The sequence below is a fragment of the Bradyrhizobium sp. CCBAU 51753 genome, from assembly GCF_015291565.1.
GTDB classification, from domain to species: domain Bacteria; phylum Pseudomonadota; class Alphaproteobacteria; order Rhizobiales; family Xanthobacteraceae; genus Bradyrhizobium; species Bradyrhizobium ivorense.
The window spans coordinates 3,408,281-3,431,098 of record NZ_CP030037.1; the positions used below are offsets into that span (position 1 = coordinate 3,408,281).

General features: G+C 63.9%; 19 protein-coding genes. 10 read left to right on the forward strand and 9 right to left on the reverse strand.

Annotation, left to right across the window (positions count from 1 at the left end):
- Positions 1–142 precede the first annotated feature (142 nt).
- Both XH93_RS15100 and XH93_RS15105 read left to right on the forward strand, forming a co-directional pair.
- On the forward strand, positions 143–688 hold the full coding sequence (locus XH93_RS15100) for a sigma-70 family RNA polymerase sigma factor (protein WP_139481934.1): 546 nt from the start codon (positions 143–145) through the stop codon (positions 686–688).
- 2 nt (positions 689–690) lie between these two features.
- Positions 691–1,329 carry an NrsF family protein gene (locus XH93_RS15105; RefSeq protein ID WP_139857503.1) on the forward strand — a complete coding sequence of 213 codons (639 nt, stop codon included), beginning with the start codon at positions 691–693 and terminating at the stop codon, positions 1,327–1,329.
- A gap of 90 nt (positions 1,330–1,419) precedes the next feature.
- Here the strand turns inward: XH93_RS15105 and XH93_RS15110 are convergent, their stop codons facing one another.
- Both XH93_RS15110 and XH93_RS15115 read right to left on the reverse strand, forming a co-directional pair.
- Positions 1,420–2,526 (reverse strand): DUF2336 domain-containing protein, encoded by a 1,107-nt coding sequence (locus XH93_RS15110; RefSeq protein ID WP_194474133.1) that lies wholly within the window; start codon positions 2,524–2,526, stop codon positions 1,420–1,422.
- Positions 2,527–2,587: 61 nt separating this feature from the next.
- Positions 2,588–3,736: a GGDEF domain-containing protein gene (locus XH93_RS15115; RefSeq protein WP_194474134.1), complete on the reverse strand. Its 1,149-nt coding sequence runs from the start codon at positions 3,734–3,736 to the stop codon at positions 2,588–2,590.
- Positions 3,737–4,147: 411 nt separating this feature from the next.
- On the opposite strand from XH93_RS15115, the gene XH93_RS15120 reads away from it, so the two are divergent.
- The 4 genes from XH93_RS15120 (at position 4,148) to XH93_RS15135 (ending at position 6,838) form a co-directional block, all read left to right on the forward strand.
- Positions 4,148–4,717: a sigma-70 family RNA polymerase sigma factor gene (locus XH93_RS15120; protein ID WP_139481930.1), complete on the forward strand. Its 570-nt coding sequence runs from the start codon at positions 4,148–4,150 to the stop codon at positions 4,715–4,717.
- The gene (locus tag XH93_RS15125; protein WP_194474135.1) at positions 4,714–5,454 is read left to right on the forward strand and encodes a hypothetical protein; all 741 of its coding nucleotides are present in this window, start codon (positions 4,714–4,716) and stop codon (positions 5,452–5,454) included. The genes XH93_RS15120 and XH93_RS15125 overlap by 4 nt, the downstream gene beginning before the upstream one ends.
- A gap of 184 nt (positions 5,455–5,638) precedes the next feature.
- Positions 5,639–5,806, forward strand: a complete 168-nt coding sequence (locus XH93_RS41890; protein WP_210340485.1) for a hypothetical protein — start codon at positions 5,639–5,641, stop codon at positions 5,804–5,806.
- A 546-nt stretch (positions 5,807–6,352) separates the two neighbouring features.
- Complete coding sequence (locus XH93_RS15135) at positions 6,353–6,838, forward strand: TIGR03809 family protein (RefSeq protein WP_194474137.1); 486 nt, start codon at positions 6,353–6,355, stop codon at positions 6,836–6,838.
- A 22-nt stretch (positions 6,839–6,860) separates the two neighbouring features.
- On the opposite strand, the gene XH93_RS15140 is transcribed toward XH93_RS15135, so the two are convergent.
- Positions 6,861–8,234, reverse strand: coding sequence for a TIGR03808 family TAT-translocated repetitive protein (locus tag XH93_RS15140; RefSeq protein WP_194474138.1), 1,374 nt, complete (start codon positions 8,232–8,234; stop codon positions 6,861–6,863).
- A gap of 921 nt (positions 8,235–9,155) precedes the next feature.
- On the opposite strand from XH93_RS15140, the gene XH93_RS15145 reads away from it, so the two are divergent.
- The 3 genes from XH93_RS15145 (at position 9,156) to XH93_RS15155 (ending at position 15,776) form a co-directional block, all read left to right on the forward strand.
- Entirely contained in the window at positions 9,156–10,931 is a 1,776-nt protein-coding gene (locus XH93_RS15145; protein WP_194474139.1) for an adenylate/guanylate cyclase domain-containing protein, read from the forward strand.
- A 353-nt stretch (positions 10,932–11,284) separates the two neighbouring features.
- Positions 11,285–13,837 (forward strand): MASE1 domain-containing protein, encoded by a 2,553-nt coding sequence (locus XH93_RS15150; RefSeq protein WP_246799623.1) that lies wholly within the window; start codon positions 11,285–11,287, stop codon positions 13,835–13,837.
- 235 nt (positions 13,838–14,072) lie between these two features.
- Positions 14,073–15,776: an amidohydrolase gene (locus XH93_RS15155; RefSeq protein WP_194474141.1), complete on the forward strand. Its 1,704-nt coding sequence runs from the start codon at positions 14,073–14,075 to the stop codon at positions 15,774–15,776.
- A 73-nt stretch (positions 15,777–15,849) separates the two neighbouring features.
- On the opposite strand, the gene XH93_RS15160 is transcribed toward XH93_RS15155, so the two are convergent.
- Positions 15,850–16,827 (reverse strand): LysR family transcriptional regulator, encoded by a 978-nt coding sequence (locus XH93_RS15160; RefSeq protein WP_194474142.1) that lies wholly within the window; start codon positions 16,825–16,827, stop codon positions 15,850–15,852.
- 116 nt (positions 16,828–16,943) lie between these two features.
- Between XH93_RS15160 and XH93_RS15165 the strand changes: the two genes are divergently transcribed.
- Positions 16,944–17,348, forward strand: a complete 405-nt coding sequence (locus tag XH93_RS15165) for a DUF1330 domain-containing protein (RefSeq protein WP_246799624.1) — start codon at positions 16,944–16,946, stop codon at positions 17,346–17,348.
- Between the two features lie 57 nt (positions 17,349–17,405).
- Here XH93_RS15165 and XH93_RS15170 read toward each other — a convergent pair whose 3' ends face one another.
- The 5 genes from XH93_RS15170 to scpA all read right to left on the reverse strand — a co-directional run bounded on the left by XH93_RS15170 (position 17,406) and on the right by scpA (position 22,812).
- A complete protein-coding gene (locus XH93_RS15170; protein WP_194474143.1) occupies positions 17,406–17,771 on the reverse strand; it encodes a hypothetical protein in 366 nt (121 codons plus the stop codon).
- A gap of 239 nt (positions 17,772–18,010) precedes the next feature.
- Complete coding sequence (locus tag XH93_RS15175; protein ID WP_194474144.1) at positions 18,011–18,658, reverse strand: pyroglutamyl-peptidase I; 648 nt, start codon at positions 18,656–18,658, stop codon at positions 18,011–18,013.
- Positions 18,655–19,647, reverse strand: coding sequence for a methylmalonyl Co-A mutase-associated GTPase MeaB (gene meaB, locus XH93_RS15180; RefSeq protein ID WP_371815030.1), 993 nt, complete (start codon positions 19,645–19,647; stop codon positions 18,655–18,657). Before meaB ends, XH93_RS15175 begins: the two co-directional genes overlap by 4 nt.
- 166 nt (positions 19,648–19,813) lie before the next feature.
- Positions 19,814–20,596 carry an RsiV family protein gene (locus XH93_RS15185; protein ID WP_194475150.1) on the reverse strand — a complete coding sequence of 261 codons (783 nt, stop codon included), beginning with the start codon at positions 20,594–20,596 and terminating at the stop codon, positions 19,814–19,816.
- Between the two features lie 59 nt (positions 20,597–20,655).
- A complete protein-coding gene (gene scpA, locus XH93_RS15190; protein ID WP_194474145.1) occupies positions 20,656–22,812 on the reverse strand; it encodes a methylmalonyl-CoA mutase in 2,157 nt (718 codons plus the stop codon).
- Positions 22,813–22,818: the final 6 nt, after the last annotated feature.

A 22,818-nucleotide genomic window follows, 5' to 3' on the forward strand; every position in this document is an offset into this window, starting at 1 on the left:
CCCCGCCGGAGCGATTCTTTGAGGCCGGTCATCGGTGCGGCCCCGTCCGAACCATGGATCACGAATGGGATCACGAATTCGTGATCACTGGCAGCGGCGTAACGAATTGAAGGATTGGCCGAATTGCAATTCAGGAGCCTGCGTGCGCGAACGTGAGGATGAATGGACCGGCCTGATGCGGTCGGCCATTTCAGGCGATGACGCAGCGTATCATCGCCTGCTCAAGGCCATCACGCCGGTACTCCGTGCTGCGGCGCGCCGCGGCTTGGCGCGCGCAGGGCAACCGGTCGATCAGTCCGAGGACATCGTGCAGGATATCTTGCTTGCGGTGCATTTGAAGCGGCAGACCTGGGACACCAGCGCCCCGTTTGCCCCGTGGCTGTTCGCGATCGCGCGCAACAAGCTGATCGATGCGCTGCGCCGCCGCGGCAGGCGCATCTTCGTCAATATCGATGACTTCGCCGAGACGCTGCCGGGGGAGGCACCGGAACCGACCGCGTCGGCGGGCGAGGTCGCCGCCCAGTTGCAGACCTTGCCGCCGCGGCAGCGCGAGGTGCTGCAGTCGATCGCCGTCGACAGCGCCTCGATCAAGGACACGGCGGCGAAATTCTCGATGAGCGAGGGCGCGGTGCGCGTCGCGCTGCATCGCGGACTGGCGAGCCTCACCGCAAAACTCAGGGATCAGTGAGCATGGATACCGATCAACTCATTCGAACTCTGACCGCCGACAACGCCTATCGCCCGCGCCCGATCGGACTCGCGCTGATGCTGGCGCTGCTCGCGGCGGCGCCGGTCTCGCTGCTGATCTTCTTTGCCGAACTCGGCGTCCGGCCCGACGTGATGACCGCGATGCGCAATCCGTTCTTCGACCTGAAGTTCGCGGTCACGCTGGCGCTCGCCGCCGCGGCGATCGCGGTCAGCCTGCATCTGTCGCGCCCGGAAGCCTCGCTGCGCAGCTTCGGCTGGTGGCTGCTGGTCCCGGCCGGCATCCTGATGGCCGCCATGAGCGGCGAGATGATGATGCCGCAGCGGACGCCGATGATGACGCGTCTGATCGGCAAGAACTCGGTGGCCTGCATGACCGCGATCCCCGCAATGTCGCTGCCGCTGCTCGCCGGCGCGTTGTACGGGCTCCGGCAGGGCGCGCCGGCGCAGCCTGCGGTGGCCGGCGCGGTGGCGGGGCTGCTGTCTGCAGGGCTGGCTGCGACGATCTATGCGTCGCACTGCACCGATGACTCGCCGCTGTTCGTCGCGACCTGGTACACGCTGGCAACCGCGATCGTTGCGAGCGTCGGCGCGATCGCAGGGAAGCAGGTGTTGAGATATTGAGTTGATCGTAGCCCGGATGCAGCGAAGCGAAATCCGGGGAACCCTACGCGGGCGCAGAATCCCGGATTACGCTTCGCTCCATCCGGGAAATTAGGCCGCCGGCGCCGATTGCTGCATGCGGTGGAAGCGCAGCACCTGCTGTGCGGTCGAGGGCCGCAGCCGCTCATAGGTCTCCTTGCAGGCCTGCAGGTCGGTCGGTTCGCCGCCGGAAATGTCGTCGCGCAGATTGATGATCGCGCGCACCGTCGACCATGACAGGCCCGACACCTTCGCCAGGATCATCACGCCCTCGGCGCGGGTCTCCATCATCATGTTCTCGGCGACGTTGACCGTGACATTGGCGAGCGCGGCCAGCGAGGCGTTGGTCTCATCGAACTTGCCGGCCTCGGCGAACGCGGCGAGCTGGAATTCGTCGAGCCGGCCGTCCTGGTAGAGCGACCTGACCAAGGCGTGCGCGATCGTGGTGTCTGCCGTGACGGCGCTCGGCGCCGAGCGGGCGCGCCGCGTCGCTTCCTTCACTGCGATCGGGATCTCCTTGGCCTGCTGCGGGATCGCGGCCTCGAGCCGCTGCCGCACGGCGTCGGACGCCTTGGCAACCAGCTTGAGATAGAGATGCCGCGGGATGCTCGGGCGCAGGCCAACGCAGGTCGACAGATTGTCGTCGCCCTCGGCGCGGCTGACCAGGCGGCTGAAGCCGCGCTCGGTGAATTCGGCGCCGGGATTGTTGACCGTGCTCTGGATCACCTCGTCATTGCCGCGCAGCACCAGCACGTCGGTGACGGCGCCGCTCAAGGTCGTTCGGTTGGAGATGGCCAGAAGATGCGCCTGACTCTTGCTGCGCGCCGTCTCGATCAACGTGTCGTCGTCGAGCCGCGTCGACTGCGCCAGCACCGGGCCGGCGACCTCGATCAGGTCGTCGAAGGCGAGGGTGCGGATCGTCTGCGGCGGCGCGGTGTCGATCGGGGCGAGGCGGTTGGCGAGCAGCGCCTTGGCCGAGCTCTCGATGTGCTCGAGCAGGCAATGGAAGACGTCGTCGAACAACCCGATCTGCTCGTCCGAATAGTTCACCGAGCCGTTGATGAAGAGATCGGTTACGCGGCGCAGCGTCTCGACACGGCGCGCGACGGTGCCGTGGGCAAGCGTCGTCTGCAGCTCATCGAGCAGACTTTCGGGGGCGGTCGCGGTCTTCGAACTCATGAACTTCTGTCCTGGAGCGGTGGCGTCGGTTTCTCCGGCACCGGGTGCGGAAATCGAGTGATCAGGCGCTGGCGATGCGGTTGCGTCCCCTGGCCTTGGCTGAATAGAGCGCGCCGTCGGCGCGGGCGAGCAATGTGTCGGAGCTTTCGTGCGGACGCAGTGTGGTGACGCCGGCGGAGATCGTCAGCTTCATGCCCGGCGAGAACGCGCTCCAGTCGAGATCGGCAATAATCACGCGCAGCCGCTCGAGCGCGCGCACCGCCTGATCCTGCGACAGGTCGGGCAGCACCAGCAAGAATTCCTCGCCGCCGTAGCGGCCGAAGCGGTCGATGCTGCGCAGATTGGCGAACATGCTGATGGCGAAGGTGCGCAGCGCCTCGTCGCCGATCGGATGTCCGTAGACGTCGTTGATGCGCTTGAAATGGTCGAGATCGATCAGCGCGACCGCCGAGGTGCTGCCGCTGCGGGCGCAGCGCGCGATCTCCTCCTCGAGCATGCGCATGATGCAGCGGCGGTTGAAGGCGCCGGTCAGCTCGTCGAGCTCGGCGAGCTCCTCGATGCGGCGGTAGGCCTGCTTGAGCTTGACGCCGCTCTGATACAGCGACTGCTGCATCGAGCTCGAGAAGATGCCGAGCGCCATGCAGCGCCCGATGGTCAGCGCGAACACCAGCATCGTGGCCAGGCGGTCGATCATGCTGCCCATCGGCATTGCGATCGGCTTGTTGGTTCCGAGGAACAGCGCGGCCAGGCCCAGAACCATGATGGTCCAGACGACGGCGCTCTGCCGCGCCGAGCTGCGCAGCGCGCCGAAGCCGAACACCACGAACAGGTTGCAGAGGAACAGCACGCCGACTTCCGGCGCGAGATAGGTGAACAGCAAGAGGTTCACCATGTTGATGGCCGATTGCGGCGCGACCAGATAGTGGTCGCGGAAGCGCTCGTGGAAGCCGAACTCCGAGAGCAGAACATAGGCCGCGACCAGCGCAAGGCCGGTCGTCGCGTAGCCGGTCGCGACCAGCACCGACGTGGTGCCGGCATGGGCGTAGAGCAGCAGCACGGCCGCATCGAGCACGAAGCAGCTGGCGATCATCGACTGGATCTGGCGGCGCTGCCGGGTCCGGCGCGCCAGGCGCTCCGCGGTCAGCTTGGGACGGCCGCTATCCAGCGTGCCCGTCACCGGTCGCGGAATTGACGATGCAGCGCTGCCCATAGTCTCGCCGTTGCTGGAAATGCGGCGAAAATCTACGGGGCAAAGCCTTTAGGTTTGGTATCTTTCGGAACCCGAATTTATCCGGTCGAGACCCTTGTTTCATAAGGGAAATCCGACCGCCACCGCGTGGTTCGAAGCGGGCCCGCCGATTTCATGGGCGATATCGGGCTCCGCAACTGACACTGGCCTGCCGGCAAAGGCTTGCTATGGTCGCGCCGGTTGGCGTGGCATCTGGAAGAGCGTCGTTACTATGATACCGTTTCTGGGGGATTCGGCGATTTTTCTGCGATCGGATCGCCGTCTGTGGCATAGATCACACATGCGGTCAGGACATTGCCGTAATGTGAAGAATCTTGGCTCTCGCGTCGAACCACGCGCCATCCCCCTCAGACCAACTTTGCGAGACGGCCATTGAGCGCGACACAGGCGGCTTCAGACGACGTTCTGATCGCTCGGATCGCTCAAGGCGACCGGCTCGCCATGCAGGTGCTGTACGGGCGGCACCATGTCAGGGTGTTCCGCTTCGGGCTCCGGCTGGTGCGGGACGAACAGGTCGCAGAGGATCTCATCAGCGAGGTCTTCCTCGATGTGTGGCGTCAGGCGGGCAAGTTCGAGGGACGTTCCGCCGTTTCAACCTGGCTGCTGGCGATTACCCGCTTCAAGGCGTTGTCTGCGCTCCGGCGCAGGAAGGACGCCGAGCTGGATGATGAGGCCGCGAACGCGATCGAGGACACGTCCGACGATCCGGAAACGGTGGTGCAGAAGAAGGACACCGGTGACGCGCTGCGTAAGTGCCTGAAGGGACTGTCCGCGGAACATCGGGAGATCGTCGATCTTGTCTACTATCACGAGAAATCCGTGGAAGACGTCGCAGAGATCGTCGGGATTCCGGAGAACACCGTGAAGACGCGGCTGTTCTATGCGCGCAAGAAACTTGCCGAACTGCTGAAGGCGGCGGGCATCGAACGAGGTTGGCCATGAAGGCTGCGAGCAACAAGGTGCTGGATCAAGAGCCCGGCGATATCGAGATGCTGCTGCCCTGGCATGCCGCCGGCACGCTGAACGCACGCGACGCCCGCCGCGTCGAGGATGCGCTCGCCCGCGATCCGGAGCTCGCCAGGCAATATGCTGTCATCCGCGAGGAATATGCCGAGACCATCCGGCTCAACGAGAGCCTCGGTGCGCCGTCGGCCCGCGCCATGCAGAAGCTGTTCGCGGCGATCGATGCCGAGCCCGAGCGCAAGCCGTCGGCCTCCGCACGGATCTCGGCCTCTGTTTCCGAATTCTTTGCAAAATTGTCGCCGCGGACGCTGGCCTGGTCGGCCAGCGCGGGCGCTATCGTCGTGCTGCTGCAGGCCGGCGTGATCGGTGCGGTGCTGATGCAGATGCAGAACCAGCCGGCCCCGATCAAGACAGCGTCGATCCAGTTTGACGACCGCGCCGCCGCGCCGAATGCGCCGATCACCCGCGACCTCCGGGCTGCACCTGCGCCTGCAACCGCTGCGCCGACCCGGTTGCTGCTGCGCTTCACGCCGGATGCACGGGTCGCCGACATCACCGCGCTGCTCGACAATTATCAGGCCACGATCGATGGCGCCAAAGGCGGCGTGTTCCGGGTGCAGTTCGGCAACCGCACCTTGAGCAAGGACGACGTCGCGGCGACCATCGCCCGACTGCAGAAGGAGAAGATCGTCAACTTCGCCGCCGAGACGCCGTAAGCGACGCGGCTGTCGCTCGATTGCTGGGCGACCTTGCAGGTTCGGCGCACGCCCAGGACTTCATGCAGCCAGGCATTGGGAGTGCCGCGCCGCGCGGCTGCGGATCAATCTCAACATCAGGGTTAGGGCGCCCGGCCGCGACGATCTGTTCGGGGCAGGCGAGGCGGATGCTCTCGCGGCCGTGATGGCGGCGATCAACACGGCCGGCGCTCCGCTGGCGGTGGTGGACAAACCGTCGCAGCCAGCGCCGATGCCCGATGGCAATAACACTTCCGTGAGCCGCGCGTTGAATGATACCGCACCGTCGATGGCGCTGGACGAATCCAGCGCAAAACGCCCTGCTGCGCAGTGATTTTCGACGTTGAACGCTCGAAACGATGCGCTGGAACCGCGCAGCGCGAAGGTTAAAAAAATGGCGGGGGGTTTGAACGTCGGCGCTGCTCTCACGACTTATATGCGTGGGAGCGGTTTACCCTCCCCGGCTATATCAGGCGCGAGCGCCCATCCACCCCAAGCGCCCATATGGCTTTGACCCGTCCGGTTGTCCCCCCGGACGGGTCTTTCATTTCTGGGGTATGCCATGCGCAACGACAGACGAGATGCGGCCGATCAATCGATCCCGCGCATCAGTCGCGTGATGCCCGCTGCGACGAAATGGTGTGGATCGTTCAGCGACGCCCTGCGGTGGAAGCGCTGCGCATCGCCACCAGGCAAGCCGATGACTTGACTGAGGATAAGGCGAGAAACCCCGTAGTGGTGCGGACTTCTTTCGTCACCCGGCGTCGATTAAGAATTTAGTTAGACTTTATTTACCTTTTCCACAGAATATCGATGTCACGTCGAGTTGATTCGGTTCGGTTGCGTCTGCGTCCGTTTCTCTCCCTGCGGGCAAAGTGGAATGACACACCGGACTGACGTGGCCAGAGGCCAGGAGATCGTTGCGCGCTGGTGCAACCTGGCCGAGCAACGTCTGGAACACCTCACCGAACTGTTCGAGACCGGGCGCTGGCGGCGCTATCACACCGAGCAGGCATTTCTCGAAAACATCAAGGAAGCGCGCGCCGCGGTCGATACCTGGCGCGAATTGCTGACCCGCGAGGCCTCGCTCGACAATTCGCCGATCGACCTGTCCTGGCTCGGCCGCGGCACCTCAAAGCTGCCGCTGCGCCCCGTCATGCCGGCGCCGGCACCGGAGCGCCGGCCGGAGGCGGCCGCGCTGGCTGAAGCCACCATGACGGCGGTCGCGGCCGCGCTCGAAACGGTGACCGCGGTGCTGGAGGAGGCGCCCGCCGTGGCCGACGCGCCGCCGCTGAAGATGCCCGCGCCGGTGCTCGATCTCGACGCCATCAAGGCGCGCTATCCGCTGCTGCGCAACACGCTGTAGCAATCATTTTCCGGATCATGCGCTAACGCCGCACCGCGTTCGCACCCACCGTCAGCTGCGCATATTGCTGGGCGCCGCCGGCCGCGAGGTCGGTCGTGATCGGGCGGGCGTGATCGAGCCCGACGATCGCGCCGCGCGGGGTTTCCGAGATCACATTGTTGTTGATCAGCGCGGTGCCGGCGCCCGGCACCACCGAGACGCCGATGCCGACAGGGGCGTTGCGGATCACGTTGCCGGAGATCGCGACGTCGCGCAGATATTTGCCCCAGCCGGCGACGATGCCGAAGGTCGGCGCGTTCTCCACCACGTTGCCGGTGACCGAGGTGTCGGCCTCGACATAGATGCCGATGCCGGCGCCGTCGTTGGGGTCGGTGCCGACCGGGCGTTTCGGCAGCAAATTGCGGAAGATGTTGCCCTGGACCACCGCGATGCGGCCGCCCTCGTTGAAATTGCAAACTGAGACGCCGATCGCGGCGCCGTCGACGGTGTTGTTGGCGATCACCGCGGCCTCGAAGGCGAACTCCGAATAGAGCGCGACCTCGCGGACATTGCTGACGCTGTTGTCTGTGATGTGGATGTTGGACGCCGAATTGCCGCGCACCGCCGAGAAGTCGCAGTTTTTGATGCGGTTGCCGCGCACGATCACGTTGCCGGCGCGGAAGGCGTTGATGGCGTTGCCGTACTGTCCGGAGCCGCCGGGGCCGGCCTTGATGTCCTCGATGCGGTTGTCGGCGACGATCGAGCCGTCGTCGCCGATCGCCGTGCGCAGGATCTCGATGCCGTTGTCGTTGGTGCCCTTGATGGTGTTGCGCGCGACCATCAGGCCGAGCGCATCGAACGACACCAGCGCCGTGGTCGCGATGTCGGTGAAGAAATTGTTGCTGACGTCGCCCGAGATCTGCTCGAACCAGATGCCGTTGCCGCCGCTGCCGATGAACTGGCAGTCGGTGATGCGGATGTCGCGGCCGGACAGGCAATGCACCAGGCCGCGCCGGTTCGGCAGCGGAATTTTGCCGCCATCGAAGGTGAGGCCCATCAGCACGATGCCGCCGGCGCCTTCGCCAACCAGCATGGAGGCGCCGCCATTGAACACCAGCCGGCTGGCGCCGCGCACGCCGATCAGCTGGCTGCCGGGCGCGAGACTCAGCGGCCCGGTGCGATAGACGCCGGGCGGGAACGCCAGCGGCACCTGCGCACGCGCAGCCTCATCGATCGCGCGCTGCAAATTGCGGGTCTGGTCGTCGGGGCTGCCCGGACGAGCACCATATTGCGTGACGTCGCGGCCGAGCGAGCCGGTCGCTTGCGCCGCGCGGGCGGCGTCGGACGACATGGCAAGCGCGCCGGCGACGCCGGCGGCGGCGGAAGCTCCGATCAGGTGACGGCGGTTGACGTCCATAATCCGTGGTCCTCGCTGAACAGCGAGCATGACGTTCGCCCCTGCTAGGTAGCGCGAAATGCAGCGCCGCATGGTGAATACACCGACGCAGCAGGGCGATTGTTGGCGGTAGGGTTAATCGCCGGTGCAACTGACGGCGCTCTGCGATCGTTGCGGCGATGACGGTGATGGGTTTGAGCGTGCATCTGCATTCTCGCGACGTGTTTCGTCCGAGCCTTGTTTATCGTTTCGCCCTCGCTGGAAGCAGAGGGCGCAGGGAATGCCGGGGGCGCGCTGCACCCGCGGTCTCGTGTGCCAGTGGGTAGAAAGTGACGCACACGAGCATACAGGTTCAGCGGAGGCACTCCGGCATTCCCTGCGCGATGGTTTTACGGCCTATACGTGCTCACCCCGGCGAGACTGGGCTTTGTTGTCACCGCCTTCGCAAAAACACTTGCGCGTTTGCGAGAGGACACCTGCCACTAGGGCGTCAGGCCTGCACGATTTCACCGTCCCCTGCGGCACGTTCGTCTCGTGCGCCGCAGCGGCCACCGCATCTCACCGCAACGTTCGTGACGATCGCGAAGCGCCCCTCGATCGGGTGAGACCGGCGCACCATAGGATAATTTTCCGTTCGTGTAAACCGAAATATTTTTGCGATGAGGGCTTGACGGATTTTGCCGGTGACTTGCCCGTCGTGTCGAATGCGCAACACTCTGGGAGACTGCTCCGCAGGATGGGTAGAGTAAAGCGAAACTCATCATCTCACCGCGGGCAGGCCATTGAGATTTTCTTGAAGCGTCAGATGCCGGCGAGTGGCCGTCAGCCGATCGCCGCTTACGACCCGCGCGAACATGGGCCCGCGAGCATGGGCCCCTAGCCCGAGGGCAACGCCCTATGCTTTAATATGCCCGGCGGATCGACCGATCTCGGGAGGCCGTTTTGACCGGCAATCGCGTTGAACGGCGGCTTGCAGCTATCCTTGCGGCTGATGTGGCGGGCTATAGCCGCCTGACCGGCTTGGACGAGGAAGGGACACACCTCCGGCTGCGGGAGCGTCTGCGTGGACTCGCTGATCCCAAGATCAGCGAACACCGTGGCAAGGTCGTCAAGCACACCGGCGATGGCGTGCTTGCCGAGTTCTGCAGTGTCGTGGATGCGGTGCGCTGCGCCATCGAGGTTCAGCGCGGTATGGCTGAGCGAAATGCCACGGTGCCGCAGGTCAAGCGGATCGAATTCCGCATTGGCATCCACGTCGGCGACATCATCGTCGATGAGAACGATATCTTTGGAGACGGCGTCAATATCGCCGCGCGCCTTGAAGGCATCGCGGAGCCCGGTGGGATCTGCATCTCGGACGACGCGCAACGTCAAATCCGCGGCAAGATCGATGCCGCCTGCGAGGACATGGGCTCGCAGAACCTGAAAAACATCGCTGAACCGATGCGCGCGTGGCGGTTGAGGATCAATGCAGGTGGTTCGGCGGCCGCGCCAACCGAGCCGCCCGAAAGCATGCAAGCTCTGGCGCTCCCGGACAAGCCGTCGATCGCCGTGCTGCCGTTCGAAAACATGAGCGGCGACCCCGAGCAGGAATACTTCGCGGACGGAATGGTCGAGGAGATCATCACCGCGCTGTCCCGCTTCAAATGGCTGTTCGTCATCGCGCGAAATTCAAGCTTCACCTTCAAGGGCCGAGCCGTCGACATCAAGGAGGTCGGACGCAAGCTTGGCGTCCGTTATGTCCTTGAGGGCTCTGTGCGCAAGGCGGCCGGGAAAGTTCGGATCACCGGGCAGTTGATCGATGCGGTGACCGGAGCGCACATTTGGGCAGACAGGTTCGAGCGTGACCTGACGGACGTGTTTGCTCTCCAAGACGAGGTGACGGTTGCCGTTGTCTCGGCCATTCAACCAAAACTGCTTCAGACAGAAATCGACCTGTCGGCACGGCGGCGACCGGAGAACCTCACCGCCTATGATTTCTATCTCCGCGCCATGCAGCAGTATTACCTCATGACCCCCGAAGGGTTGGCGGAGGCGATCAGGCTGGCGCGTCGTGCTCTGGAGCTTGACCCGAGGTTCGGCCTTGTCGCTGCTCTGGCAGGTCACTGTCACATGCGGAACGTCATTTGGGGTCATGCGATCGATCCTCAATTCGACCGTAAGGAAGCCGTGCGGTTTCTTCGCCTGGCATTGAGCATCGACGATGGTGATTCGGAAACGTTGGCATGGGTTTCCCTCATCTCGGCGTACATGGTCGGCGACAGCGAAAGTGAGGTCGAAATGGCTGACCAGGCGGTCGCGCTCAACCCAAATTCATATCGCGCATGGCACTGCAGAGGCCAAGTCTATCGAATTGCAGGGCTTCCGGAGGAAGCGGTCCGGAGCTTCGAACGCGCCATCCGCCTGAGCCCGGTAGACCCGCGGCTACCCATAACGTTTGTTGCGATGGGGATGGCCTTTGTTGAGCTTCGCCGCTTTGACGAGGCCATCGTCGCAGCGAACAAGAGCCGACGTCAGAACGCCTCCTACTCGACGGCTTACCGTTGTCTCGCGTCCGCCTTCGCCCATCTTGGGCGCGACGTCGAGGCGCGCGAGGCGGCGGCGCTCGTGCTTCAGCTCGATCCCGCCTTTACAATATCTGCGTTGATCGCCCGGGGCGGGTACTTGAACGCGAAGCTGCTGATTGAGGGTCTTCGGAAAGCGGGGTTGCCCGAATGATTGGTGCTCGGCCGCGCCGATCGGGTGATCGAATAGCTGCATTTACGAGCATTTCGAACGCAGCAATCACTGTTAGGTCAATGGTGCTGCCCGATGGGTTCCTGGTTCCGAAGGTGCCACGTACCCCTCTACTCTCGATCCAGCGGCCATGCTTTGGTCAAAACTGCGTTGAGTGTTTGGCAGGGGGCGCCGACATGGTGAAAAAATGCAATTGCCCTCGTTCGGGTGATATCTGACCGGGTGCCGGGTCGCTCCCTGCCGCATTCTTGAGGTGCCCACCGCAAAGGCTTGTGATGGAACGGGCAAGGTTCGATAAGGCCGGTATATTCGCATTTGGCGATACTCGAAGCGCTGTGACCTACGCGGTCGAGGTTTTGATCGTCGCCGCGATCTATGGTGGCCTTGCCGCCTCCGCGCACCTGCTTCCCGCGATCAATCCAGCCGCGACACCGCTGTGGCCGCCGACCGGGGTTGCGCTCGCGCTGGTTCTGCTGCGCGGCTACCGGATTTGGCCCGCGATCCTGCTGGGCACCGTCGCGCCTTACTTCATATCCGACCGATCGTTGCTGGAGTTTGGCGCCGCCGGGATCGGCACCCTCCTTGCTGCCTTTGCCGGGGCCTGGCTGATCGACCGCTGGTCGAACGGTTGCCAGACGTTTGCCACACCTTCCGGTGTCGCAAAGTTTGCACTCCTTTCCCTGGCGCCGACCACGATGATCAGTTCCTTGATCGCTTTGGCCGGATTCATTCTCGTCAACGAACCGGGCATTTTCGATGCCGTCGTCGCCGGGGTGACCTGGTGGCTTGCAGACGCAGCCGCGACCCTGGTGATTGCTCCGGTCATCGTGCTCTGGGCGATGATGCCTTTGCGGATTTCCTCCAGATGGGATCTGTTGGAATCGATCGCAGTCTCCGCTCTCGCCGGCATCATCGGGATCGTCGCCTACAGCCCGCTGATCGGCAGTGACCTCATCAGCAGCGATCTCGACGTGCCGCTGCCGCATCGCGGGCTTCTCGGCTTTCTGGCTTTGCTGCCGTTGATCTGGGCTGCTCTGCACGGCAATCGATGCACCGTGGCGACGGCCGCGCTGGTTTTCACCGCAATGGCCGTGTGGGGATTCGCGGTGGGGAATGATCCATTTTCGAGGGTGGATCCAAACGGAGCACTGTTGTCATTGCTCGTGCTCTCAATCAGCGTATCGGCACCACCGCTTGCGCTGGCTGCGGCAATTGCGACCCGCCAGAGCATCGAAGCCCATTTGCGTTCGGTTCAGGACCAGCTGAACAGTCAGCTTGAACGGAAGACCGTGGCGCTCGGCAACGTGAGGCGCCACTTCCAGAGCCTGATCGAAGGCGTCGTCGACTATGCAATCTTTGCCCTCGATCAAGAGGGACACGTTACCAGCTGGAACAGCACCGCTCAGAAAATCACCGGCTACAGCCCGGAAGAAATCATCGGCAAGCATTTTGGGATCTTCTATCGGCCGGATGAACGCCGCGCGGGTTCGCCGGCCCACGCATTGGAGTCGGCAATCGAGCGAGGCAAGCACGAGGTCGAGGGTTGGCGCATCAGAAAGAATGGTACGCCGTTCTTCATCACCGGCTCGGTCGCTTCGAGCCGCGATGATGCGGGAAATCTGATCGGCTTCATCAGCATCCTGCGGGATGCAACCGAGCGCCGCGACGCCGAGGAGAAGCTGGTTCAGGCCCGCGAACAGCTCGCGATGTCGCAGAAAATGGAGGCAATCGGCAAGCTGACCGGCGGGATTGCACACGACTTCAACAATCTATTGATGATCATCGGCGGCAGTGCCCAGATCTTTACCCGCCTGCTCGATCCAAAGCTGCCGAGAGCAATCGAAGCCATCCAGACCGCCGCCAAGCGCGGCGAGAGCCTCACACGCCAATTGTTGACGTTCTCGCGGCATCAGCATCTCAGCCCGACGGTCGTCGATCTGAATGCGGCCATCAAGAACATGCGGACCATGATCGAGAGTTCGCTGCGCGGGAACATCGTGTACGACGAGAACGTCGGCGAGGGCACGGCGCCGGTCAAGGTGGACCTCGCCGAGCTGGAACTTGCGATCGTCAACATCGCCGTCAACGCGCGCGATGCAATGCCAAGCGGCGGCACGTTCAACCTGTCCGTCCATGCGGTGACCGCGGACCAGGAAACCGGCGGCGATCGCCGCGCCAAGGCCTTCTTTGCGATCGCGCTTGGCGACACCGGCACCGGCATCCCACCACATCTTCTGTCCAAGATGTTCGATCCGTTTTTCACGACCAAAGAGGTCGGCAAGGGCACCGGGCTCGGCTTGTCCCAGGTTTATGGCTTTGCGCACCAGGCGGGCGGAACGGTGACGGCAGACAGCAAGGTTGGACAGGGAACGACGATCACGATCTATTTGCCGTCTTGCGCAGACGAGCAGATCGCCAGCAAGGAGCTCGCCGCTGCCAGAGCGAAAGCAAGGCAAGCGCCGCGGCCGACGGTTCTCGTCGTCGACGACAGCCCCGAAGTGGCGGATGTGACATCCTCGCTGTTCGAGCATCTGGGCTATGACACGATCTATCGAGACTCGGCCGAAGCGGCACTCAAATTGCTCGAAGGTGGAACAAAGATCGATCTCGTGTTCAGCGATATCGTCATGCCGGGGACCATCGATGGCGTCGGGCTCGCGAGAGAAGTCAGGTCGCGATATCCCGGTTTGCCGATAGCCCTCACAACCGGCTACAGCGATGCTGCAAAGGCAGCTCCGCCAAATCTAAGAATACTCCGCAAGCCATTCGATACCGAGGCACTGAGAGACTTTATCCAGGATCTTGCGCCGCCGCGATCAACGCGATCATCCGGCGTGCCTTTGGCGTCAGGCACGACCGACGCTTTGAAGCGCCCCTCGATCGGGTGAGACGAGGAAGTCATACACTGAATGCGAAGTCCGTTTCTGACCAAGCTGACGACTTGGCTTGCAGGACTTGGCTTGCAGGACTTGGCTTGCAGGACTTGGCTTGCAGGACTTGGCTTGCACGGCTTGGCTTGCGTCAGCTTTGTCCAGGAAGCGTTGAACATCCCTCGGTTTGCAGCTACCCTCGTAAAATAGAACAAATGTTCGCCTATTGAACAACGGGGACCGGGAGGGCGTGATGGTTTGCAAGTTGAGGGCGCTTGCGATTTTGGGTGCGGGACTGTGGTTCGCCGGCGTTGCACCGGCGCTGGCCCAGCAGGGAGATGTCAACGCACCCGATCTCATCCTCGTCAACGGAAGGGTTTTGACGCTCGACGAACGATCGACCGTGGCCGAGGCGGTCGCGGTCAGGGACGGAAAGATTCTCGCGACCGGGAGCAGTGCATCGATCAAGGCGCTTGCCGGCGCCAAGACCCGCGTGCTCGACGTGTCCGACAAGACCGTCATTCCCGGATTGATCGATACCCACGCTCACTTCAAGGCGGCCGGTCTTGCCGACTATGTCGTGACCATGGGCCGGGCAAAGACGGTCGCGGAAGCCCTCGAGACGATCAAGGCATTCGCGGCCAGGAAGAGGCCAGGCGAGTGGATCGTCGGTGGCGCGTGGCATCCGCCGTCGCAGCTCGCCGAGAAGCGTTATCTGACCAGACAGGAGATCGACAGCGTCGCCCCTGACAATCCGGTCTACCTGCGCACCGTCGGGCATTTTTCGATGGCAAACACCATGGCGCTGCAAACGGTAGGGGTCGACAAGACCACCGCGAATCCGAGCGGCGGATCCTTCGAGCGCGACGCTGCCGGTGAATTGACCGGCGTCCTCGTCGAGACGGCGATCGATCGGGTCGAGAAAGCCGTGCCGCCGTGGACGGAAGACGACGAAATCCGGCAGTTCGCAATTGCCGAGGGCGTGCTGAACCGTTTTGGAATCACGAGCGCAGTCGAAGGCGCAACGGAAGCCCGGGATATCCGCACGTTGCAGAAACTTGCCGCCTCGGGAAAAGCGACTTTGCGCGTCGGCTTGATGTTCCGGCCGGAGCCGCCTGCCGATCTGACCGCATGGGAAGCGATCATGTCGGGCAACGGGGCCGCGTCGGGGTTCGGCGACGATTGGCTGAAATTCGCCGGGATCAAGATTTTCTACGACGGGGGCATGACGCTGAAGACGGCGCTGATGCGCGACGCTTATCCCGATTCACATGACAACTATCGCGGCATCGCGCAGCAGACACCCGAACGGCTGAAGCAGCTCATCTCGATCTGCAACCGCTACGGCTGGCGCGTCGGCGTGCATGTCGTCGGCGACCTCGGCGTCGACCAGGTGCTCGATGCGCTCGAAGCCGCCGACAAGGAGAAATCGATCCGGGATCGCCGTTTCGTCCTCATCCACGCCAGTCTGATCAGACCGGAGCAGATGGAGCGTGCGCACGCGCTGGGAGTCCGCATCGACTTCCAGAACGTCTTCATGTGGGACAAGGCCGCGACCGTCGAGCGTTTTCTGGGACGGGCGACCGCAGACCGCGCCGTGCCGACCAGGACGCTGATCGCGAAAATGGGGCTCGACAATCTCGGCGCAGGAACGGACTTCCCCGTCAATCCGATCGACCCTTTCCTCAACATGTACATCATGGTGACCAGGAAGGACCCGAATGGAAACGTCTACGGCGCGGCGGAAGCGATTAGTCGCGAGCAGGCCCTGCGCCTCTACACCAGCGCGGCCGCGCGCTACACATTCGAGGAAACGCGCAAGGGGACGATCGAGCCCGGGAAACTTGCCGACCTCGTGGTGCTCTCCGCCGACTACATGGCGGTACCGGACGCACAGATCAAGGACATCAAGGCTGACATGACGCTGGTAGGCGGCCAGGTCGTGTTTCAGCGCTGAACCGCAATCGCAGACGAGGTGATACGCCGAAAGCGGACATGAAGCGCGCGGGTCCTACGGGCCCGGTTGCACGTCAGGTCGTCCGTGAGGCACGCTTTGGTCGGATCCGATCGCTCCGTCTTGCTTTCGCCGGCTCCGTCGGGCGGGTGATCGGAAACGTCTCGCGCATATGCGCGGCCAGCATCGCACAGTAATCGGTGGCAAAACGCGGCAGCGGGCGCCGCTTGTCCCATGAGATGGTCAGCGGCTCCTGCAAGACGCGGCGTCGATGAGTGAGGCCGACAACTCTCAATTTGTAACGCGAACACTGCAATTGGGAGGGAACGATCGCGATGCCGTGCCCGGCCTCGGCGAGTGCCAGCAAGGTGTGCGGGTTGCGGCTCTCGAACATGATCGTCGGCTTCAGTCCCGCCATGCGGCTTGCCGCATCGAAGGCACGGCGAAATCCGAAGCCACTATCGAGCAGCAGCAACGGTTGCCCGGCGAGGGCGGCTATTTCGATGGTGCGATGTGGGCCAAGCGGCATCGAGCGATGGCCGGCCGCCAGCAACTGCACGGCGCCGAGCGGAAGGCTGCCAAAATGCTGTTCGTTCAGCCTGACTGCGTGCAGCAGGTTTTGGCCGAGATGGACTTCGCCGCGTTCGAGCATCGCCATGATCTCGCTGCCCGTGCCCTCCCTGATCCTGATCTCGACCCGCGGATATCGCTCCGCGTAGCGGTGGAGAAACTGCGACAGCACGCTCTCGATGTGCTGCGGCGAGCCGGCGATCCTCAAGACCCCGGTGTCTCCTTGACGGAGCAGCTGAGCCTGCTCCTTCAGCGAACTGACGCTGTTGAGCAGCAGCCGGCAACCCTCGATCAACTGCTCGCCTTCGCCGGTCAACAGCAGCCGGCGCCCGACCCGGTCGAACAGCCGCAAGCCGAGCTCCTGCTCGAAATCGATGATTTGCCTGGACAGAGCGGGTTGCGCGACCCGGAGCCGCAAAGCCGCCTTTGAGACGGTGCCGAGCTCGGCCACGGTCAGGAAGGTGAGGGCCTGCCGAAGGTTCATGCTCGCTTATAGCATTCGAGCATAGGATTTGAGAGGATATATGTATTGGACGTCTATTGAACTCCTGTGGAGAGTCCCCGGTCAGCGCGCGCGGCAAGGCATGCGAGGAGGCCCACATGAATTCCGGATGCAGGATCGGTCTCGTGATGGTGACGTGTACCACGCTCGGCGCGCTCGGCAGCGAAGCGCTCCATGGCGAGGCGAGGCCGCCGGCCTATCTGATCGGCCAGATCGACGTCACGGACCCCGACGGTTATGCCAGGGAGTATCTGCCGAAGGCACGGGAGATCATCAAGGCACATGGCGGCAAGCTGGTCGCGGCCGCAGGCGCTGCGGCAACCGGTTCACAGGTCGTTGCGGTTGACGGAAATCCACCCCGGCGCGTCGTCATCTACGTGTATCCGAACATGGAGGCGCTTCGTGCCTGGCGAAACGATCCAGCCTACGTGCAGGTGCGCGCCGTCGGCGAGAAATACGCCACGTACCACACGTTTGCCGTCGAGGGCTCTACCGCCAATTAGCGCCTGCGGGACGGGGAAGCGAAGCGAACGCCGTTGTCTCACCAGGCGGCGCGCAGCTCACTTTTTGTTGCGGACTTTACTCGCCCCTTTCAGGGGAGCGGCCGGCGGAGACGCCCAGCCGGCCATTTGCATGCACACGAGCAGATCGACGTAGCTGTCGTTTCCGCCTGCGGTCGCCTCATCCACGCATGTATTCCTGACGCTGTCTGGGCTCGTAGACCAGACGCCCGCGAGCTGCGCTTGCGCTTCATTTTCGTCGCGCATGCAACCCGCGTAATCTTGGGAAAGAACCAGATTCGCTGCGTTATCCGCCGCGACGGTTGCCTTGCATGTCGCCTCGACGTCCAGTTTCGGAATGCGGTCACTGACCGGGATCACCAGCTGGCTTCCGATCATCACCATCGACAACAGTGCAATCTTCATGAGACCCTCCCGCCGAACAGCCTGGGGCAACTCGAAATATCTGTCCCGCCTCTGTGCGATACTTCGCAGCCACGATCGGGTAGCCGTTTCCGAGACGGAAAAATCAAATCAGATGAACGGTTCCAGGATATCCTTGTCTCATCCTCGGCTCAAATGATTTTCGTGCCAGCCGGCCAGCATGGCGACCAACTGTCCGATCGCATCAGTCATGCTGTACGCGGCGCGGCCTGACGCGTCGCTCAGGCGCGCGCGGCCTGCCGGGTCAGCTTCACCAGCTCCAGCAGCATCGCTTCGCCGGCATCGACCAGCGCTTCGAGCGTGATCGCCGAGGTGGCGCGCGCCGCCGTTCCGTCATGCGCGAGCGGCGGCACGTGGATGAATTGCGCAAGGCGCGGGCCGTCGTCGCGGTTGACCGCCTCGATGGCGCGCCAGCTCAGATAGTTGCAGAGATAGCTGCCGGCATCGCGCGACAGCTGCGCGTCGATGCCGGTCGCCAGCGCGGCGCGCAACAGCTTTTCCGAGTGTGGCCCGAAGGCGCGCGCGTCGGCGCCGTCCTCGATCGAGCCCTTGCACGCATGCTGGCGGCCGGCGTCGGGAAAGCGCGTCGTCACGGCGTTGCGGGCCCGGGTCTCGATACGCAGATGCGGGGTGCGGCCGGCGAGGCCGAACATCAGCAGGGCCTGCGGACGATGCCTTGCGATCAACTCCGGCAATTCGCGATCGACGCTCGCGTAGGTGACGTGGAAGATGTGGCTGGTCAGCGCCACGTCGTCGAAGGCCGGACGCCGCAACGCGGTCAGCCGCTGCACCAGCGGCATGGTGGGGTTGAACGGCGCGCCGGGAAACGTGCCGAACCCGGTGACGAGGACGCGCAGCTTCTCGCTCATCGCAGCAGCTCCGCGATCTGTTCGGCGGCGACCGCGGGTGAGATGCGGCCGTCGGCGACCTCGGCTTCCATCTTCTTCACCTTGGCGCGGATCGCAGCATCGCTGCGCAGCCGCGCCATGATCCGGCTCTCCAGCATCGACCACATCCATTTCACCTGCTGCTCGCGGCGCCGCGCGGCGAATTCGCCGGAGGCGTTCATTGCGGTGCGGTGCTCGAGGATCTTTTGCCAGAGCCTGTCGAGCCCGGCGCCGGTCAGCGCGGAATAGGTCTCGACCGGCGGATGCCAGTGTTCGGAGCGCGGCGCCAGGATATGCAGCGCGCTGCGATAGTCGGCGGCGGCGAGGTTGGCGCGATTGAGATTGTCGCCGTCGGCCTTGTTGATCGCGATCATGTCGGCGAGCTCGACCAGGCCCTTCTTGATGCCCTGCAGCTCGTCGCCGGCGCCGGGCAGCATCAGGGCCAGGAAGAAATCGGTCATGTCGCAGACCGCGGTCTCGGACTGGCCGATGCCGACGGTCTCGACCAGCACCACGTCGAAGCCGGCCGCCTCGCACAGCAGCATCGCCTCGCGGGTCTTTGCCGCGACGCCGCCGAGCGTGCCCGACGAGGGCGAGGGACGGATATAGGCGTCATCGGAGGCCGCGAGCCGCGCCATCCGCGTCTTGTCGCCGAGGATCGAGCCGCCGGTGCGCGCCGAGGAGGGATCGACCGCCAGCACCGCGACCTTGTGGCCGCGTTCGATCAGGAACATGCCGAGCGCATCGATGGTGGTGGATTTGCCGACCCCGGGCGAGCCGGTGATGCCGACCCGCACCGCCTTGCCGGTGTCCGGCAGCAGTGCCTGCACCAGCTCGCGCGCGGAGGCCTGGTGATCGCTACGCCTACTCTCGACCAGCGTGATCGCCCGCGCCAGCGCCGCGCGCTGGCCGGCGCGGAGCGCCTTGGCAATGGTCTTGATATCAGGGGAGGCGGATTTCGAGACGATCATGGCCTTGGTTTACAACGGCGGAGCCCTGTGTGCACGCGCTATGGCAATCGCGGTCACCGTAGCCCGGGTGAGCGCCAGCGATACCCGGGGAAACCGGTCCCGCATATCGCTCAGCCTGTCATCGGGCGCGCGTTCGCGCGACCCGTTGGCTGATGCGGGCTACGAACTATTGCTGATCGTCCGTATCGGCCTTCGGGCGGGCGCCGCCGAAGATCTTTGCGCCTTCCGGGCTCAGATATGGCTTCAGTGTCTCCCAGGGTACAAAAGCGAGATATTGACCTTCGACATAGGCACCGAGCGCATAGGGCGGGTAGTGGAAGGTTAAGCCGGAGCTCTTGCCGGCTTCGGTCGAGGGCGCCAGCGTCACGGCGCCGATCTTGAGCAGGCTCGGCTTCAGGCCGTCGTGCCAGTTGGCCGCGATGGGCTCGCCTTCGGCACGCTTCTTCTTTTCCACGGTCAGCGACGCGATGACGGCCTTGAGCATGGCCTTCATGGTCGGGCCGTTGTCTGCAGTCTCGGTGAAGAAGGTGCGGATGCTGATGCGTTTCTTCGCGGTCGTATCCCACAGGATCGTGTCGACGTCGGAGTTCGGATGAGCGCCGAGCGTGTCCATATAGTCGTCGCGAAGGATGCTGACATAGCGGCTGTCGATGATGGAACGCACCAAGTATTTGCGCTCGAATGAATAGCCGCCGCGATCCTTGAACAGGTCGGGTTCCTGCTTGCGCGCGGCAGCCGCTTCCGCAGCCTGCTTGTCGATCCACTTCCTGCCTTCGGCTAGGCAATCCGCAGCCAGCGCCGGGTCGGCCTTCATCTTGTCGTCGAGATAGACGCTGGCTTCGATGCTCTTGCTCTTGACCGTGGCATCGGGCTTCGGGTCGGCGGCGAGGGCGGGGAAGCTGAGGCACGCAAGCGTCCCGATAAGGCCCACGATGCGGGCAGGCGTCATCAAGCGAGCGGCGCGCATGGAATGCTTCCCTGAAGGAGGACAATCAATAGAGCGGCGGCCTACTCCGCCGCCTCGCTATGGCCGAGCCTTGCGTTGAGCTTGCGGATCAGCTCCTCGGCGGCGTCCGAGATCACGGTGCCGGGCGGGAAGATCGCCTCGGCGCCGGCGGCGTAGAGCGCATCGTAATCCTGCGGCGGCACCACGCCGCCGATGATGATCATGATGTCCTCGCGGCCGTGCTTCTTCAGCGCGGCCTTCAGCTCCGGCACCGCGGTGAGGTGCGCTGCGGCGAGCGAGGAGACGCCGAGGATGTGGACGTCGTTCTCGACCGCCTGGCGGGCCGCTTCCTCCGCGGTCGCAAACAGCGGTCCGATATCGACGTCGAAGCCGACATCGGCGAAGGCCGATGCGATCACCTTCTGGCCGCGGTCATGGCCGTCCTGGCCGATTTTTGCCACCAGGATGCGCGGGCGGCGGCCTTCGGCTTCCTCGAAGGCGTCGATCAGCTCCTGCACCTTTGCGACCTTGTTGGACATCGCCGCTGCCTCTCGCTTGTAGACGCCGGTGATGGATTTGATCTCGGCGCGGTGGCGGCCGAACACCTTTTCCATCGCGTCTGAAATCTCGCCGACGGTTGCCTTGGCGCGCGCGGCGTCGATCGCCAGCGCCAGCAGGTTGCCGTTGCCTTCGCCCGCCGAACGGGTGAGGGCGGCCAAGGCTGCGTCGACGTCCTTCTGGTTGCGCTCCTTCTTGAGCCGCGCCAGCTTGTCGATCTGCAGCCGCCGCACGGTGGAGTTCTCCACCTTCAGCACGTCGATCGGCTTCTCGTTCTCGGGCCTATACTTGTTGACGCCGATCACCGCCTGGCGGCCGGCATCGATGCGGGCCTGGGTCTTGGCCGAGGCTTCCTCGATCCGCAGTTTCGGCACGCCGGCCTCGATCGCCTTGGCCATGCCGCCGAGCTCCTCGACCTCCTGGATGTGGCCCCACGCCTTCGCCGCAAGATCGCGGGTCAGCCGCTCGACGTAATAGGAGCCGCCCCAGGGATCGATGATGCGGTTGGTGCCGCTTTCCTGCTGCAGGAACAGCTGCGTGTTGCGGGCGATCCGCGCGGAAAAGTCGGTCGGCAGCGCCAGCGCTTCGTCGAGCGCATTGGTGTGCAGCGACTGGGTGTGGCCTTGGGTAGCCGCCATCGCCTCGATCGTGGTGCGCATCACGTTGTTGAAGACGTCCTGCGCGGTCAGCGACCAGCCCGAGGTCTGACAGTGCGTGCGCAGCGACAGCGAGCGCGGATCCTTCGGGTTGAACGGCTTCAGCAGCTTGGCCCACAGCAGCCGCGCCGCGCGCATTTTTGCCACCTCCATGAAGAAGTTCATGCCGATGGCCCAGAAGAACGACAGCCTTGGTGCAAAACGGTCGACGTCGAGGCCCGCGGCGAGGCCCGCGCGCAGATATTCGACGCCGTCGGCGAGCGTGTACGCAAGCTCGAGATCCTGCGTCGCGCCGGCCTCCTGCATGTGATAGCCGGAGATCGAGATCGAATTGTATTTCGGCATCTTCTGCGAGGTGTAGGCGAAGATGTCCGAGATAATCCGCATCGAGGGCACCGGCGGATAGATGTAGGTGTTGCGCACCATGAATTCTTTCAGAATGTCGTTCTGAATGGTGCCCGACAGCTTTTCCGGCGGCACGCCCTGTTCCTCGGCCGCAGCGACGAACAGCGCGAGGATCGGCAGCACCGCGCCGTTCATTGTCATCGACACGCTCATCTGGTCGAGCGGGATGCCGGCGAACAGCGTGCGCATGTCGTAGATCGAATCGATCGCGACACCGGCCATGCCGACGTCGCCGGAGACGCGCGGATGATCCGAGTCGTAGCCGCGGTGGGTGGCGAGGTCGAATGCGACCGACAGGCCCTTCTGCCCGGCCGCGAGGTTACGGCGATAGAAGGCGTTGGAATCCTCCGCCGTGGAGAAGCCGGCATATTGCCGGATGGTCCAGGGCTGGTTGACGTACATGGTCGGGTAGGGGCCGCGCAGATAGGGCGCAATGCCCGGCCAGGTCTCGAGGAAGTCGATGCCTTCGAGGTCGGCCTCGCTGTAGATCGACTTGACCGGAATGCCCTCGGGCGTCAGCCACGGCTCGGCGCTCGCCGCCTGCGCCGCGCTGGCGACGGGCTGGAAGGCGACATCGGCGAAATTGGGAATTTTGGTCATGGTGTC

What these genes read in the sequence shown, in the direction of transcription:
- XH93_RS15170 (WP_194474143.1), bottom strand. Translation starts at nt 17,771, where the DNA reads ATGAAGATTGCACTGTTGTCGATGGTGATGATCGGAAGCCAGCTGGTG.
- XH93_RS15165 (WP_246799624.1), top strand. Translation starts at nt 16,944, where the DNA reads ATGAATTCCGGATGCAGGATCGGTCTCGTGATGGTGACGTGTACCACG.
- XH93_RS15155 (WP_194474141.1), top strand. Translation starts at nt 14,073, where the DNA reads ATGGTTTGCAAGTTGAGGGCGCTTGCGATTTTGGGTGCGGGACTGTGG.
- scpA (WP_194474145.1), bottom strand. Translation starts at nt 22,812, where the DNA reads ATGACCAAAATTCCCAATTTCGCCGATGTCGCCTTCCAGCCCGTCGCC.
- meaB (WP_371815030.1), bottom strand. Translation starts at nt 19,647, where the DNA reads ATGATCGTCTCGAAATCCGCCTCCCCTGATATCAAGACCATTGCCAAG.
- XH93_RS15175 (WP_194474144.1), bottom strand. Translation starts at nt 18,658, where the DNA reads ATGAGCGAGAAGCTGCGCGTCCTCGTCACCGGGTTCGGCACGTTTCCC.
- XH93_RS15110 (WP_194474133.1), bottom strand. Translation starts at nt 2,526, where the DNA reads ATGAGTTCGAAGACCGCGACCGCCCCCGAAAGTCTGCTCGATGAGCTG.
- XH93_RS15160 (WP_194474142.1), bottom strand. Translation starts at nt 16,827, where the DNA reads ATGAACCTTCGGCAGGCCCTCACCTTCCTGACCGTGGCCGAGCTCGGC.
- XH93_RS41890 (WP_210340485.1), top strand. Translation starts at nt 5,639, where the DNA reads ATGGCGGCGATCAACACGGCCGGCGCTCCGCTGGCGGTGGTGGACAAA.
- XH93_RS15135 (WP_194474137.1), top strand. Translation starts at nt 6,353, where the DNA reads ATGACACACCGGACTGACGTGGCCAGAGGCCAGGAGATCGTTGCGCGC.
- XH93_RS15185 (WP_194475150.1), bottom strand. Translation starts at nt 20,596, where the DNA reads ATGACGCCTGCCCGCATCGTGGGCCTTATCGGGACGCTTGCGTGCCTC.
- XH93_RS15115 (WP_194474134.1), bottom strand. Translation starts at nt 3,736, where the DNA reads ATGGGCAGCGCTGCATCGTCAATTCCGCGACCGGTGACGGGCACGCTG.
- XH93_RS15140 (WP_194474138.1), bottom strand. Translation starts at nt 8,234, where the DNA reads ATGGACGTCAACCGCCGTCACCTGATCGGAGCTTCCGCCGCCGCCGGC.
- XH93_RS15125 (WP_194474135.1), top strand. Translation starts at nt 4,714, where the DNA reads ATGAAGGCTGCGAGCAACAAGGTGCTGGATCAAGAGCCCGGCGATATC.
- XH93_RS15105 (WP_139857503.1), top strand. Translation starts at nt 691, where the DNA reads ATGGATACCGATCAACTCATTCGAACTCTGACCGCCGACAACGCCTAT.